This window comes from Enterobacter cloacae complex sp. XAL002 (assembly GCF_049236805.1).
GTDB classification, from domain to species: domain Bacteria; phylum Pseudomonadota; class Gammaproteobacteria; order Enterobacterales; family Enterobacteriaceae; genus Enterobacter; species Enterobacter intestinihominis.
On record NZ_JBMKJN010000001.1, the window covers coordinates 215511 to 230820 of the forward strand.

At 57.4% G+C, this 15310-nt stretch carries 10 protein-coding genes and 2 tRNA genes; 5 read left to right on the forward strand and 7 right to left on the reverse strand.

Features of this window, described 5'->3' with window-relative positions; genetic code table 11:
* The first annotated feature begins 277 nt into the window (after positions 1-277).
* The 3 genes from ACOT0L_RS00915 (at position 278) to ldtA (ending at position 4445) form a co-directional block, all read left to right on the forward strand.
* Complete coding sequence (locus tag ACOT0L_RS00915; RefSeq protein ID WP_023300514.1) at positions 278-709, forward strand: universal stress protein; 432 nt, start codon at positions 278-280, stop codon at positions 707-709.
* A 47-nt stretch (positions 710-756) separates the two neighbouring features.
* A complete protein-coding gene (locus ACOT0L_RS00920; protein WP_126504388.1) occupies positions 757-3450 on the forward strand; it encodes a cation-transporting P-type ATPase in 2694 nt (897 codons plus the stop codon).
* A gap of 62 nt (positions 3451-3512) precedes the next feature.
* Positions 3513-4445: a L,D-transpeptidase gene (ldtA, locus tag ACOT0L_RS00925; RefSeq protein ID WP_126490801.1), complete on the forward strand. Its 933-nt coding sequence runs from the start codon at positions 3513-3515 to the stop codon at positions 4443-4445.
* Between the two features lie 83 nt (positions 4446-4528).
* On the opposite strand, the gene ACOT0L_RS00930 is transcribed toward ldtA, so the two are convergent.
* Positions 4529-4604, reverse strand: a tRNA-Asn gene (locus tag ACOT0L_RS00930).
* Between the two features lie 320 nt (positions 4605-4924).
* Here ACOT0L_RS00930 and nac point away from each other — a divergent pair.
* Both nac and cbl read left to right on the forward strand, forming a co-directional pair.
* Positions 4925-5842: a nitrogen assimilation transcriptional regulator NAC gene (gene nac, locus ACOT0L_RS00935; protein WP_022648585.1), complete on the forward strand. Its 918-nt coding sequence runs from the start codon at positions 4925-4927 to the stop codon at positions 5840-5842.
* A gap of 96 nt (positions 5843-5938) precedes the next feature.
* Positions 5939-6889 carry an HTH-type transcriptional regulator Cbl gene (gene cbl, locus ACOT0L_RS00940; protein WP_003859532.1) on the forward strand — a complete coding sequence of 317 codons (951 nt, stop codon included), beginning with the start codon at positions 5939-5941 and terminating at the stop codon, positions 6887-6889.
* A 99-nt stretch (positions 6890-6988) separates the two neighbouring features.
* Here cbl and ACOT0L_RS00945 read toward each other — a convergent pair.
* From ACOT0L_RS00945 to ACOT0L_RS00970, 6 genes are all read right to left on the reverse strand, one after another.
* Positions 6989-7064: transfer RNA gene (locus tag ACOT0L_RS00945), tRNA-Asn, on the reverse strand.
* Positions 7065-7231: 167 nt separating this feature from the next.
* Positions 7232-9421, reverse strand: coding sequence for a TonB-dependent siderophore receptor (locus ACOT0L_RS00950; protein ID WP_126503807.1), 2190 nt, complete (start codon positions 9419-9421; stop codon positions 7232-7234).
* 26 nt (positions 9422-9447) lie between these two features.
* Positions 9448-10773: a lysine N(6)-hydroxylase/L-ornithine N(5)-oxygenase family protein gene (locus tag ACOT0L_RS00955; protein ID WP_023306541.1), complete on the reverse strand. Its 1326-nt coding sequence runs from the start codon at positions 10771-10773 to the stop codon at positions 9448-9450.
* Positions 10770-12512, reverse strand: a complete 1743-nt coding sequence (gene iucC / locus ACOT0L_RS00960; RefSeq protein WP_126503805.1) for an IucA/IucC family protein — start codon at positions 12510-12512, stop codon at positions 10770-10772. The genes ACOT0L_RS00955 and iucC overlap by 4 nt, the downstream gene beginning before the upstream one ends.
* A complete protein-coding gene (locus tag ACOT0L_RS00965; RefSeq protein ID WP_421637243.1) occupies positions 12509-13456 on the reverse strand; it encodes a GNAT family N-acetyltransferase in 948 nt (315 codons plus the stop codon). The genes iucC and ACOT0L_RS00965 overlap by 4 nt, the downstream gene beginning before the upstream one ends.
* Positions 13456-15198, reverse strand: coding sequence for an IucA/IucC family protein (locus ACOT0L_RS00970; RefSeq protein WP_126503801.1), 1743 nt, complete (start codon positions 15196-15198; stop codon positions 13456-13458). Before ACOT0L_RS00970 ends, ACOT0L_RS00965 begins: the two co-directional genes overlap by 1 nt.
* Positions 15199-15310 lie beyond the last annotated feature (112 nt).

Sequence of the window (15310 nt, forward strand, 5' to 3'; positions counted from 1 at the left end):
CGGGATAATGAGAATGAACGTGTTGCATGTCTGACTATGAGCATAGTCGGTGAATAAATAAATGTTAAATAACCATTATTAGTGGCGTGACATACTCAGGCGAAACAAGCGATACGATAGCGTATCCCCTTTGAATAACATCCTGATATTCCTGTGCTACGTTTAATAGCATCCATTCCTTTTTTCCGTAAAAGGCATTCACGCCTGTACCCATAGGTTTGATGCGATCTCTCCTGATTCACTCACTGTTGTGTTGGTTATAAAAAGGACGCTTGATATGTATAAAACGATTCTGGTGCCGGTGGATGTATACGAAACAGCGTTGTCTGATAAAGCGCTACAGCATGCCCAATTCCTGGCGCAAAGCGCATCGGGTAATGTCCATCTGCTGTACGTTATGCCAAAGTTCTCGGCGGAACTGACCCGCGGTTTTATTGCAGACGCGAGAAAGATGGATGAATATATGATTAATAATGCTAAAGAAAAACTGGCCGCGCTGGTAAAAAAAATCAGCCTGCCGGAAGCAAATGTCCATCTACATGTTCGCAGCGGGAATATACGTGATGAGGTAATCAAACTGGCGGATGAACTTAACGTCGGCGCGATTATTGTGGGGTCGCGCAATCCCAATATTCAAACCCATTTATTAGGGTCAGAGGCGGCGAGTATCGTTCGTTATGCACATGTTCCTGTTTTCGTTATTCGTTAATGACATGAAAGCAAGGTGATTTCTGAAAAGAACCCGAGGAAGGAACGATGATAACAGAAAAGCCTCACCATCCGTATTATCAACAGACCGTTGATGAAACCCTGACAAATATCCAATCCAGCCTGGACGGACTTACCAGTGCAGAAGCCACCGCCAGACTGGAAAAATACGGTGAAAATGCCTTACCGCAAAAACCGGGTAAACCTGGCTGGCTGCGCTTTCTGGCCCATTTCAACGATGTCCTTATTTACGTCCTACTGGCGGCGGCGCTGCTGAAGCTGATAATGGGACACTGGGTGGATATGTTTGTCATTCTTGGGGTGGCCATCATCAACGCCCTGATTGGACATATTCAGGAGAGCAATGCGGAGAAATCGCTGCAAAGCATTCGTAATATGCTCTCCAGCGAGGCTGTGGTCATCCGGCAGGGCAACCATGAAACTATCCCGACGACAGCGCTGGTGCCGGGAGATATCGTGGTGATACGCGCCGGGGATCGCATTCCTGCCGACCTTCGCGTAATAGAGGCGCACAACCTGCGGGTGGAAGAAGCTATTCTTACCGGCGAATCCACGGTAGTGGAGAAAAGCAGCGATGCGCTCCACGGGGAGTTGCCGTTAGGCGACCGTTACAACCTGCTTTATTCTGGCACCACCGTCAGCTCCGGCGGGGGAAAAGGGCTGGTGGTGGCGACCGGGGGGGAGACCGAACTCGGCCATATCAACCAGATGATGTCAGACATTGAAAAACACCGTACCCCGTTGATGGTGCAAATGGACAAGCTCGGCAAGACCATTTTTATCACCATTCTGGTGATGATGCTGGCGCTGTTCGTTTTCAGTCTTATCTTCCGTGATATGCCCGTTTCAGAGCTGGTGCTGTCGCTGATTAGCCTTGCGGTGGCGGCGGTGCCGGAAGGTTTACCGGCCATTATCTCTATCATCCTCTCGCTGGGCGTGCAGGCGATGGCGCGTCGCAAGGCGATTATTCGCAAGCTGCCTACCGTGGAAACGCTGGGGGCGATGACGGTGATCTGCTCGGATAAAACCGGCACCCTGACCATGAATGAGATGACGGTAAAAGCGGTGATTACCGCGGACACCACCTACCGCGTGGAGGGAGACAGCTACGAGCCGGTGGGCAATATTCACCCTGTTGACGATCCAACACCGGTAACCGTGACCCAGGGGTCTGTGCTGGAGCGCTATCTGCGCACCGTCGATCTCTGTAATGACAGCCAGCTGATCAAAGATGAGCAGGGGCTGTGGAAAATCACCGGCGGGCCTACCGAAGGCGCGCTGAAGGTGCTGGCGGCAAAAATCCCGCTTCCGGCAATTGACGCCGAATTGCGCAGTAAAATCCCATTCGATTCGCAATATAAATACATGTCCACCCTTTATCGCCTGGGCGACGAAGAGGTGATGTTAATCACCGGTGCGCCGGACGTCCTTTTCCGTCTTTGCCAGCACCAGCAGACTCAAAACGGGCTGGAGCCGTTCAACCTGCACTATTGGGAAGAGAAGATTGAAGAGTATGCGCGCGAAGGATTGCGCATGGTGGCTGCGGCCTGGAAACCGGCCGCCAGCGGGCAGCGCGAGCTGACGCATGCGGATCTGCAAGAGGGGGTCATACTGCTCGGCATTGCGGGCATGATGGATCCCCCGCGCCCGGAAGCCATTTCGGCCATTGCCGACTGCTTGCAGGCGGGCATTCGCGTGAAAATGATTACCGGGGATCATCCACAAACGGCGATGAGCATTGGTCAGATGCTGGGTATTGGCAACGCGGCGAGCGCCATTACCGGGCGCGAACTGGAGGCGATGGACGACCACCAGCTGAGCGAGGCGGCGCAAAAATACGATATCTTTGCCCGAACCAGCCCGGAAGATAAATTCCGTCTGGTGCAGGCGCTGCAAAGTAAGCAGGAAGTGGTCGGGATGACCGGGGACGGCGTGAACGATGCGCCTGCGCTGAAGCGGGCGGATGTCGGCATCGCGATGGGGATCAAAGGTACTGAAGTCACCAAAGAAGCCGCCGATATGGTGTTAACGGATGATAACTTTGCCACCATTGCCCGGGCGGTCCATGAAGGGCGTCGGGTCTACGACAACCTGAAAAAGACCATTCTGTTCGTTATCCCGAGCAATATCGCCCAGGCCCTGCTGATCATTATTGCCCTGCTGGCGGGGAACCTGATCCCGTTAACACCGGTACTGATCCTGTGGATGAACATGGCAACCTCGGCAACGCTGTCGTTTGGTCTGGCGTTTGAAGCGGGTGAGAAGGACATCATGAACCGGCCGCCGCGTAAGTCTAACCTGCACGTGATGGACGGTTACGCCATCTGGCGTGTGGTGTTTGTCGGCCTGATGATTGCCATCAGCGCCTTTGTGCTGGAGGCCTGGCTGCAACCGCGCGGTTACTCGCCGGAGTTCATCCGCACCGTGTTGCTGCAAACGCTGGTCACCGCCCAGTGGTTTTACATGCTCAACTGCCGCGTCACCGACGGCTTCTCCCTGAGTAAAGGTCTGCTGGCTAACAAGGGCATATGGATCGTGAGCGGCGTACTTCTGGCCCTTCAGCTTCTGATCGTCTATGCGCCGTTTATGCAGATGTTGTTCGGTACCGAAGCGCTGCCGTTCCGCTACTGGATCATTACCTTCCTGATCGGGTTCGCAATGTTCATGATTGTTGAAGCGGAAAAAGTCCTTACCCGGAGATGGCGCACGACGAAAGGATAACTGAATGAGTAGGCTAAGCCTGCCCACCGGCAGGCTTTCTCTTTGACCGAGTACAGAACACTATGATTCGATTTGCCGCGTTCGTTTTTACGCTTTGTATACTGGTTCCCGCTGCATCTGCTGTAACCTACCCACTCCCTCCCGAGGGGAGCCGCCTGGTGGGAGCGCCGATAACTGTCACCGTACCTGAAGGCAATACCCTGCCGCTCGAAGCGTTTGCAGCGCAGCACGGGCAAGGGTTAAGCAATATGCTGGAAGCTAACCCGGGGGTAGATCCGTTTTTACCACGTGCCGGTACAGCGCTGGTGGTGCCGCAGCAGCTTATTCTGCCGCCAACCGTGCGTGAAGGGATTGTGGTGAACGTCGCGGAAATGCGTCTTTACTATTATCCACCCGGCAGCAACACGGTTGAGGTGCTGCCTATTGGCATTGGTCAGGCCGGGCGCGAAACGCCGCGTAACTGGGTAACCGCCGTTGAGCGCAAGCAGGAAGGCCCAACCTGGTCACCCACACCAAACACGCGACGCGCTTACGCGAAAGAGGGGAAAACGTTGCCCGCGTTCGTGCCCGCCGGGCCGGATAACCCGATGGGGCTGTATGCCCTTTATATCGGCAGGCTGTACGCGATCCACGGTACCAACTCAAATTTCGGCATTGGCCTGCGCGTCAGCCAGGGCTGCATTCGCCTGCGTAATAACGATATCAAATACCTGTTCGATAACGTTTCGGTGGGGACGCGGGTACAGCTTATCGATCAGCCCGTAAAAGTGACCACCGAGCCGGATGGTAGCCGCTGGGTAGAGGTTCACGAGCCGCTTTCACGCAATCGCGCGGAATTTGAATCAACCCGAAAAGTGCCGCTGCCCATTTCGGCCGCGCAAAGGACGCAGCTGATAAGTGAAGGGGCGGGCGCTGAGCTGGAACGGCGGTCGGGGATGCCGGTGAGGCTTGCAATGCCCGGTGGCGTTGCGCTTACCGGGCCTACAGGACCGTAGGTCGGGTAAGCAGAGCGCCACCCGACAAACTTACCAAACGCAGAAAAGCAAAAAGCCTGCTTTAAAAGCAGGCTTTTCAAATTTGGCTCCTCTGACTGGACTCGAACCAGTGACATACGGATTAACAGTCCGCCGTTCTACCGACTGAACTACAGAGGAATCGTGTGAACGGGGCGCATATTATCGACCTGCGTACGCCTTGTCAAAGGATGGATCGCCGACTTTAGACTGTTTGCTGACAAAAACAGCAAACTGACGTTTTTGCCAACGGAATGCACCATTATTGTGCAGATATACCCCGAATGGGGCAGATCGGAATCCGTTGTCACTGTCTGAAAACAGGCACCAGCGATTGGCTTTCCTTATTTTCAGCCGCTTAGCAAAGATATTTATTCGCTGCCAAAACCTGGCATCCATATTGCAAAACCTGTTTAACAACACAGCCGTTACCGGCACGCTATTTTCGAACAGGGGGCAACATGAACTTAAGACGACTGAAATACTTCGTAAAAATCGTCGATATCGGCAGCCTGACCCAGGCGGCTGAAGTGCTGCATATCGCGCAGCCTGCGCTGAGCCAGCAGGTCGCGACTCTGGAAGGCGAAATGGACCAGCAACTGTTGATCCGCACCAAGCGCGGCGTAACGCCTACCGAAGCGGGAAAAATTTTATATACCCATGCCCGTACGATCCTGCGTCAGTGCGAACAGGCGCAACTGGCCGTGCACAACGTAGGTCAGACCCTGAGCGGGAATGTCTCCATCGGCCTGGCGCCGGGAACGGCCGCATCGTCGGTAACCATGCCGCTGCTTCAGGCGGTGCGCGCGGAGCTACCGGAAGTGCTGGTTTATCTGCATGAGAACAGTGGTTCCGTGCTCAATGACAAACTGCTCAACGGTCAGCTGGATATGGCGGTGCTGTACGATCGCTCACCGGTTGCCGGGATCACCAGCCAGCCGCTGCTGAAGGAAGATCTTTATCTGGTCGGGACCCGTGATTGCCCCGGCCAGAGCATTGATTTAACCGCCGTGGCAGAGATGAACCTGTTCCTGCCGCGCGACTACAGCGCCGTGCGCGTTCGCGTTGACGAAGCGTTCTCGCTGCGCCGTCTGACGGCGAAGATTATCGGGGAGATTGATTCCATCTCCACGCTGACTGCCGCCATTGCCAGCGGCATGGGGGTAACGGTACTGCCCGAGTCTGCCGCACGTTCACTGTGCAGCGCGGCGAATGGCTGGATGGCCCGCATCACCACGCCATCCATGAGCTTACCGCTGTCGTTGAATATGTCCGCGCGCGGCTCCCTGTCACCGCAGGCGCAGGCGGTGAAAGAGATCCTGATGTCTCTGGTCAGTAAGCCGTCGCTGGAAAATCGCGAGCTGCAACTGGTCAGCTGATATTCCAAATAAGCATAAGATGCTGGTTTTTATTATTTGTTCTTCAGCCCGGCTGACTCTAACAATAGCCTTATGTCAGATGCGCCGGAGTGAATCGTGAATTTCCAGCAACTTAAAATTATTCGTGAGGCGGCCAGGCGGGATTACAACCTGACCGAGGTCGCCAACATGCTTTACACCTCCCAGTCAGGCGTCAGCCGACATATCCGCGAGCTTGAGGAGGAGTTAGGCATTGAGATTTTTATCCGTCGCGGCAAGCGCCTGCTGGGCATGACGGAGCCAGGCAAGGCATTGCTGACCATCGCTGAGCGCATTCTCAACGAGGCCAGCAACGTTCGTCGGCTGGCAGATCTCTTTACCAACGACGCGTCAGGTGTGCTGACAATCGCCACCACCCATACGCAGGCGCGCTACAGTCTTCCGACCGTTATCAAAGCATTTCGTGAGATCTTCCCGGACGTACGTCTGGAACTGATCCAGGGCACGCCGCAGGAAATCGAAGTGCTGCTGCATAACGGTGGGGCAGATATTGGTATCGCCAGTGAACGGCTGAGCAACGACCCGCTGCTGGTGGCGTTCCCGTGGTTCCGCTGGCATCACAGCCTGCTGTTACCCGCCGATCACCCGCTGAATCAGGTTTCGCCGTTGACGCTGGAAGAGATCGTCAAATGGCCGCTGATTACCTACCGGCAGGGCATTACCGGACGCTCGCGCATTGATGAAGCGTTCAAGCGTAAAGGGCTCACACCGGACGTGGTGCTGAGCGCACAGGATTCCGACGTGATCAAAACCTACGTCGAGTTAGGGCTGGGGATTGGCCTGGTGGCCGAGCAGTCTGGCGGAGAATATGAAGCCGGAAATCTGGTGCGCCTGGATACGCGTCATCTTTTCGACGCGAATACCGTCTGGCTGGGGCTAAAGCGCGGGCAGCTTCAGCGCAACTACGTGTGGCGATTTATCGAGTTGTGCAATGCAGGGCTGTCCGTGGATGAGATCAAACGCCAGGTGATGGAACCGGAAGAAGTGGCGATTGATTATCAGATTTAGTCGCTAATCAGTAGGCCGGGTAAGGCGCAGCCGCCACCCGGCAAATTTACCGAACCCACAAAAGCAAAAAGCCTGCTTTAAAAGCAGGCTTTTCAAATTTGGCTCCTCTGACTGGACTCGAACCAGTGACATACGGATTAACAGTCCGCCGTTCTACCGACTGAACTACAGAGGAATCGTGTGAACGAGGCGCATATTATCGACCTGCGTGCGCCTTGTCAAAGGGGAAAACACCGTTTTTGTTCGTTTGCCGACAATTTCAGCAAACCGATGATTTAATAGCAAATTTGCTTTCAAATTGCACAGCAAATCGCGCCGCCCGCAGACAGGCGGCGCGCAGGATCAGAACAGAACGGAGTAGTTCAGACCAAACGTACGTCCACGGCCTTTATAAGTATAAAGACCCGGTGCACCGTAGGTTGGACTATACAGCCCCGGTGCGCGCTGGCCCCAGGCGGTGGTGTAGTCTTTGTCCAGCAGGTTCTCCACGCTGAAGCTGACTTTGCCCACCGGCAGGGCGTAGCTGCCCAGGAAATCAACGGTGTTATAGCCATCAATCTTCTTACCGTCGGCGTCAGACACGTCGAAGGTTTGTGTGCTCTGCACGCGCAGGGCCCAGTCGCCCGGCGCCCAGTTCACCCATGCGCTGGCTTTCGACGGGCTGGCGCTGTCGACCGTCAGCTTCTCCCATTTCCCGTTTTCACGCGTTTCGGACTTGATGGCGTTAAAGTTCGCCCCGGTGCTCCAGTCGCTGTCGGTGAAGAAATAATCCACCTGGCCTTCAATCCCGTAGATACGACGTTTGTCGTCTTCCAGGTTGATGGTCATGTCGCTCTTGTTGATGGTGATGGTTTTATCCGAGAGCGAGTAGTAGGCCGCCACCTGGGTACGCAGGTTATCGCCGGTGAAGCGCCAGCCCAGCTCGTAAGCATTGACCTTAATACCATCCAGCGTTGAGTCGTTCACGTTCACGCTGTTTTGCAGGCGATAGTGACCATCGACCAGCTGATAGGTGCCGGAGCCGTAGTACTTCGCCAGGTCCGGAATTTCGAAGCCCTGGGAGAAGTTAAACCACAGCTGTTGCTGTTCGGTCAGACGTCCAAGGATCCCGGCGTTAAACAGGAAGTTGTTGTAGTCGGTTTTCCCGCCCGGCACCGCGTCAGCGGAGGTGGCTTTGCCCGTGGCGATTGCCTGCTGCTGGGCGTAACCGACAAAATCGTCCACCTTGTTTTCGGTGTACTGGTAGCGCACGCCGCCGCTCAGGGTGATAGCGTCAATGTCATAGCTGGCTTGCAGGAACGGCGCGAGGTTGGTAATGCTGTATCCCGGGTAACGGCCCACGTTGTAGGCGTTGTCCAGCTCCATGCCGCCGCTCGCCGCCGCTTTGCTTAAGTCGAAGAACTGCTGGTTGGCGTCGAACGTTTCGTGATCGGCATCCACACCCCAGGTGAGGGTCAGGTCATTCATCGGCTTGCTGTTCAGCGTCAGCTTGCCGCCGTAAAAATCGGTTTTCTGCTGGGACGCGCCAATGCTGGTCACCGCGCCTTTGCTCAGCGTCGGGAACGGGTAGTAGGTCAGGCTCTCATCACGGTAGTAAATCTGCGCAACCAGATCCTGCCCCCAGAAGTCAGTGTTCGAGTACTGCAGGTTGATCAGGTGACGCTCTGTGCCCGGGATACGGTCAGAGTCCAGGTTGTCTTTGTTATAGGCTTTGGCATCGCCCGTGACCGCAGCGAAATTCTCTCCGAGGAACAGCCCGTGTTTGCCGTCGGATTCGCTCTTGTAGTACTGGGTGGTTAACTGGAGCTGCTGATGATCGTCGATGTTGATGGTGCCCGTTCCCATCACGTCGATACGGTCGGAATACTGCAAGCCGGTCTGGGTGTTATCGATAATCACCTCGTCGCCGTTGCCGTCATACCAGCCGCCGTAGCGCTGATAGGAGACCGACAGACGTCCAGAGGCGTTGTCGTTGCCGCCGCTCACGGCTGCGGAGACGTTCTCATCATGGTCGTTATGGCTGTTAAACCCGCTTTTTGCCCCGGTCTGGAACTCCACTTCGGTCTCCGGCTGGCCTTTTTTGGTGACGATGTTCACCAGCCCGCCGGTACTGCCGCCGCCGTACAGCGAGGTGGCGCCGGAAATGACTTCGATACGGTCAATGTTGAACGGATCGATAGAGTCGAGCTGGCGGCTGTCGCTGCGGGACGAGTTCAGACGTACGCCGTCCACCATCACCATCATGGAGCGACCGCGCAGGTTCATGCCGTAGTTGGTACGTCCCTGGCTGCTGACGTCCATGCCGGGGATCAGCTGGGCCAGCACCTCTTTAATCTCTTTCCCGCCCTGAACCTGCTGCTCAATTTCCGCCCGCTCTATAACCCAGGTGGTTTGCGCCATCTCTGCCACGCTGCGATGTGCCCGGCTGGCAGAGACCACAATATCTTCTTCCTTTTGTTCTTCCGCCCACGCAGAGGTAGAAAGCATGGCAAGTAAGCACGGATTTAAAACCCAAAGATGAGAACGTTTCATTGTTATGTTGATCCTGAATGTGTGTGTCAGTACTCGGTGGTCTTCATTAATGATTTAAAAACCTGGCTGCTCTCCGGGCTGGTGGTGCTCCGCCAGTGGATCACGCCGGGGGTGGTTGCCAGTTCAAACGGCTCGTCATCGTGAGCGCGATTCAGAATTCGCGCCGCGCGCCAGGCCATCAGGCTGAGCTGGGGTTCGGCAATACCGAGACGGTGCATCCCGGCATTGACGGCAAACAGGCGGTTGCTCTGCGGGCCGTCCCATTCAAGGGTAAAATCGTTGTTGATGCAGAAGGCTTCATCCTCATCCAGACGCAGTCGGGATGAGAGCGGGGCGAGAAACGCTGGCTGCACGGCGCGGTAGCCGGTGGCGAAAATCACCACGTCGCTCTCCAGCTGTTCGCGACCGCCGTCCAGGTGATGCTGGATGCTCAGGCGCTGCCCGTTCTCCTGGCGCGTCAGCGCCGTCACCGAGCGGGACGGCATCAGGTGCGCCCAGGGTTTTTCCCGCAGCACTTCGAAGCGGTGATACATGGCACGATAGATGGCCAGCAGCGACTCCGTGGTGATCCCGTCGGAGGTCATCTTCTGCTCCTGCAACATCTGGCGACGGGCGTCGTCACCGAGGGTGGAGAAGCTGTCCACATACTCCGGCGTGAAATACTCGTTAGCAAACGCGGCTTCATCCAGCGCGTTGTAGTTGTTGCGACGCGAGATCCAGTTGAGGCTCAGCGGCTGGCCCCATTCCCCACGGAAGATATTCAAAAACAGATCCGCACCGCTCTGGCCGCCGCCGACGACGGTGACGCGCTTGCCTGCTAAATCCGGCGTGCGCAGCATCATTTCGCTGGCATGGAAGCAGGTGTCGTCCTGCGCGGTGACGCAGTCTGGCAGATTGATCTGCTTCCCAATCCCCACGCAGACGTGGCGCGCCAGGAAGCGATCCCGCTGGGTCACGACCTCAAACAGACCGTTTTGCTCATCAAAGCTGACCTGCTGCACCTGCTGGCTGAAGGCCAGATTAGTCAGGTTATCCGCCGCCCAGCACAGGTAGTCGGCAAACTCCTCGCGCGAGACGGTGCGCTGCTCGGTAGTGAGGAAACGGTAGAACTTTTTGCGCTGTACCAGGTAGTTCAGGAAGCTGTGGCGGTTGGTTGGCTCCACGGCGCTGACCAGATCCTTAAGGAAGCTGGTCTGCATGTGGCAGTCCGGTACCATCATTCCCGGGTGCCAGGAGAAGTGCGGCTTGCGTTCAAGAAACAGCGAGCTAAAACCGTCCAGCCCCTCTGCTAGCGCGGCAATACTGAGGTTGAACGGACCGATACCAATGCCGATGAAATCATAGGTTTTCATTGCGCTGACTCCTGGGAGACCAGAAAAAGAGGGTTATCAAGATCGCAGACGTAGTTCGGCAGCATGCGGCTGCCGCCGTCGTGTTCAGAGAAGGTCAGTTTGACCGGGTTGAGGATCACGCGAATAATCTGCGGCTTAAACAGGTCGAACTTCGCGAAGCGCGCCGCAAGATCCGGATGGGCGGCCATATAGCGACGTAACACCTGCGCCAGGATCTGATAGAAGCGGGTTTCGCTCACGCCGCATTGCAGAGTGAGACGGGAAATAAAGCGCAGCACCGTGACAAAGTTGCCGGTTTGCAGGTCGTGGATGATGTAATCCGCACTGAGGCGTGCGGTGACGGCTTTTACCTGCTCCGGCAGGCTCTGCGCCTGCGGGAAATCCTCGTCCACCAGGCGCATGTCGCCCTGGAAATCCTTCAGCAGAATGCGCTGTGGGACGTAATCTTTCATCACCAGCGTGACGTTCTGGCCGTGGGCGATGAGCGCCACCCCGTAGCGGCAGAGCAGGTGATAGAAGGGGATCACCGTCGCCTCAAACAGCTTTTCCAGCCATGCGTCAGCGGTTAACCCCGAGCGTTTGATCCATGCGTCAATCAGCGGGCGCCCGTCGTTATCGGTTTCCATCAGCGCGGCCATCAGCACCGCCTGTTCGCCATCCTGTAAATAGCAGGATGGGTTCTCGCGCCAGATCACCCCCAGCATCTCCTGATAGCGGTACGGCGCCTCAGGCAATGCGGCATAACCCGGATGCGACAGATATCCGGCTGCGGGTTCGCCAAGCACCTGCGCCCCGGAGTGAATCAGCGTGGCATCGCTGGCGAACTGCTGCTGTAGCCAGCGCGAGGCCAGCGGACCGGCGGCAATATACTTGCCCGGAATACCGCGGTAGCAGGAAGTGTTGTAGATGGTCAGCGGCAGCTTGATGTCATACGGCGCGGGACGGCTGGCGTTGGTCAGCGTGCGCAGGGACTGCTGCGCCAGATACTCATCGCCGAACTCTCCCAGCTCCACCATCTCACCGCGCGCGAGCTGTGCCAGGAAATGAATGGCAATTTTTTGCTGCCACTGCCACGGATGCAGCGGCACCGGCAGCCAGCTGTCGTCCAGATCCAGTTCCTGCCAACGGGCGTCGAATCGGTTGCGCTCGGCATCGTCCATGGCGCTGGCGAGCAGGGTGTTGATATCGCAATCGGCGTCACTGCTCCAGACCAGACGATCGCGTTGCACGGCGACCCAGTGCAGACGAAAACGCCCGCGATATTCCGGCGCGTACAGGCGCAGGGCATCCAGCCCCCAGCCGCGGCGTCCCTTGTTGAAAATAAACTTCGGGTGACCGCGCATCAGGCACTGTAGTTCGTCCGGGTCGAGGTGGATCAGCGCATCGGCATCCAGCGTGTCACGCGCCTGCAACAGCTGCATGTCGCCCCGCAGCGTGGCGTAGAGATCTTCCATGTGCTCCGCCGTTTGCGCGTCGCTCATCTCCAGCACGGTGGCCAGTTGCAGCAGCGCGTTTTCCGCTTCGACCGCCGCGCCGCTGGCGGTGGTCAGGGTATCAGGGTCAATATGCAGCCAGCCCCAGATCCCACGCGTGGCGCTAAACTGCCAGGTCGCGTTGCCCATACTGATGCGCCAGTAGTCCGCCGAAACCGGCTCGGCGCGCAGGGTGCGTTCATATTCCAGTTCAGCGAGGATCTTCGCCACCATCTCGCGGTTCACTTTCTGCCAGAGCGCGTTCACAGTTCCACCTCATGGAAGAAGCGGTGCCGCTCGCTCATGATGAGTCGGGAGCGTTTGTGCGGGAAGTCGAACTCTTTCACCGTGTCAAAACCGGCGGGCGCCAGATGGCGGAACAGACGCTGGTTGTCGAAGCGCGGTTCCGCCACAATGCGCGCCGTACGCGGTTCATCGAGATACAGATAGTGGCTGAGGCCACGCAGCCAGCTGCGGATATACTGCGCCCCGCGCCAGTTCTCTTCGCCCACCAGCATATGTAGCCCGCGGTCAAACGGCTGCCAGCGGTAGTGGCGGCCAATGCGGTCTTCCGCCGCCCAGTAGAGTTCAAAATAGCCGAACGGCTGGTCGTCAAAACAGCCGATCACCGGGTAACAATAGGTCGAGTCGAGCTGACGGCGCAGGTAGTTTTCCTGCTCGGCCTGCGGGCCCGCCATCTCCCAGAAGGCGTTCACGCGTGGGGTGTTCATCCAGCGGGTAAAACGCTCGCCGTCCAGCGCCACGTCCGCCACGCGGAAGCTCAGGGTGCGCTTAATCTGCGGATCGTAACGGCGATACACTTCGCCCTGCGGACGATGAGGGCGCAGCGGGAAGTACAGCTGACGGCTTTCATCAAACTGCATTCCGCCGCTCGTCTGCGGACGTTCGCCTTTCAGCCACAGCGGCAGCTGCCAGAATATTTCGCGCGCCAGATAATCCCCGTTTGCGAGGCTAAACAGCGCCTGCGCCTGAGGTTCATCCTGCCAGGCGGCCCACGACAGGGTAATGCCGGTCAGGGCGGGTGCGGCAACAAACAGCTGGTCGAGGGCGTCCACCAGCCAGCCGTCCGGGAGCCCGGCCAGACGCGCAAGGACCGCGCTGCCGTCAAGACCCAGCGTCAGCGGCAGGTTTTGTTCCGTGGCCGTACAGCGAAAGCCGTAGCCGGAATGGACGATATTCGCGTTTGCCATCACGCCTTCTCCTTATAAAACGGGTTGCTAAAGTCGAAATAGATCACCGCCGGATCGACGATGGTGTTTTCGTTGCGATCGTGCAGGTAGCAGAAGAAGTTGCCTTTGCAGTTCCAGGTCGGGCTGTCGAGCACATAATCAAGGCAGCGGGTCTGCTTCGCCGTCATGCGCAGTTTGGCCAGCGCGTCACGCACGCGGGGCATCAGGTTCTCTTCGCTGTCGAAGCCGGCAGCGGCGAGCGCGGCGGTGACGGCAAGGGTAGAGTTCAGCAGCAGGTAATAAGGGAAGTAGCGCAGCAGCTGGCTCTCACCGAAGCGGTTTTCCACCTCGGTTTCACCTGCCTCTTTCAGCCACGCGTCGGCCCCTTCGGTCCAGGCGCTGCCCTGACAATCGCGGTAGATCAGCCCAACGGGGAAATCCTGCTGCATCTCAACGAGGATATTTTGCTGGTGCGCCAGCAGGACCAGACCGTAGTCCGCCTCGGCGCTGAACAGCGGAAGCAATACGCGGTCGCAGTAGGCGTCCAGCCAGCAGCGCGCGGCCTGGGCGAGCGGGAGATCCAGACGCTGGCTCAGACGGCGCACCGCTGCCGCCAGCAGGCTGTCGCCGCCGTCCGGTGCCGCCTGGGTCAGGCTCACCAGCACGTTGGTTTGGGTATCTGGCGTATCAAACAGCAGGTTGACGCGCAGGGCCATCAGGCTCTCTTCCTGAATGACGCCGCTTTCATCGCGCAGCCCGGCCCAGCCGTCTTCCTGCATCACGCGCATGGTCGGGTAGCGCGCCTGGAGTTCCTGCCAGCGTGCCGTTTTCGCCAGCCGCGCCAGGCGCATGCCGCGCTTAACTTCTTTGACCGACAGCGTGCGCACGGAGTTGGTCAGCCGCACGCTGAGGGAAAACTTAATCATGTCGCTATTGGTTTCGCTGTACAGCGAGCGGGAAGAGCTGGTAGGCAGCCACTGTGCGCCCGCCTCGCCAAGATCCCGCAGGGCGCCTTTTTCAACCAGACGCTGGCACCACGACTGCTCCAGCAAATAGGCAGCCTGCCACGGATGCATCGGCAGCAGCCAGCGGGTGTCGGTGAAGTGGCCGAGAAGATCCGGCGCACTCTGGGCCGCGAAGCGCAGCAGACGTTCACGCAGGGAGACGTTCAGACTTTCCCCGGCAATCAGTTCATGCTCAACCGCAAACCAGCGCAGCGGGAAGCTCGAGGCGAAATCCGGCAGATAGCGGCGCGCCTCGGCCTCGTTAAACGGCTCGTGCGACTTTGGGGCAGGATGAAAAGCATGGCCGACCAGCAGCGCCTGTTCCGCTTCGGCAAAGGTCAGCGGCTTATCGCGCAGGTTTGCCCAGTTGTGGCGTAAATCAATGGCCTGCCAGGTGTGCGTATGGCTCTCCAGGACGCGCTGCTTAAAGCGGGCCAGCGTATCGCCATCCAGAGCGCCTTTTACTGTCTCTTTTTCAATAATGAAATCAATCAGTTGATGGAATGTGACCGTGTCACCGCCGTCGCTGTCGGCCTGAATCAGCGTGGCCGGGAAACAATACTGGTGATGCTGCGTGGGGGAGAAATAGCGTACCGGAACCCGGATGGCCTGGGTTGGGGAGAGCGGGATATGTATCTGCGATAACTCATCCGCACGGGTTGCGGGAAGATAGTGCCAGTCCTTCGTTTCACGCAGCAGCGCGTTCAAAAAACACTGGGCCGCAACATCTGTACCGGCGGAGCGGGGCAGAGCACGCATAGATGTACCTCATTCCATGACTGATAATAATTCTCGTTATGATATTCATTCTGTTTACAGTCGCAACTATTTTTGCAATATTTGTTTTCATAAACTTCATAATTTCCACACA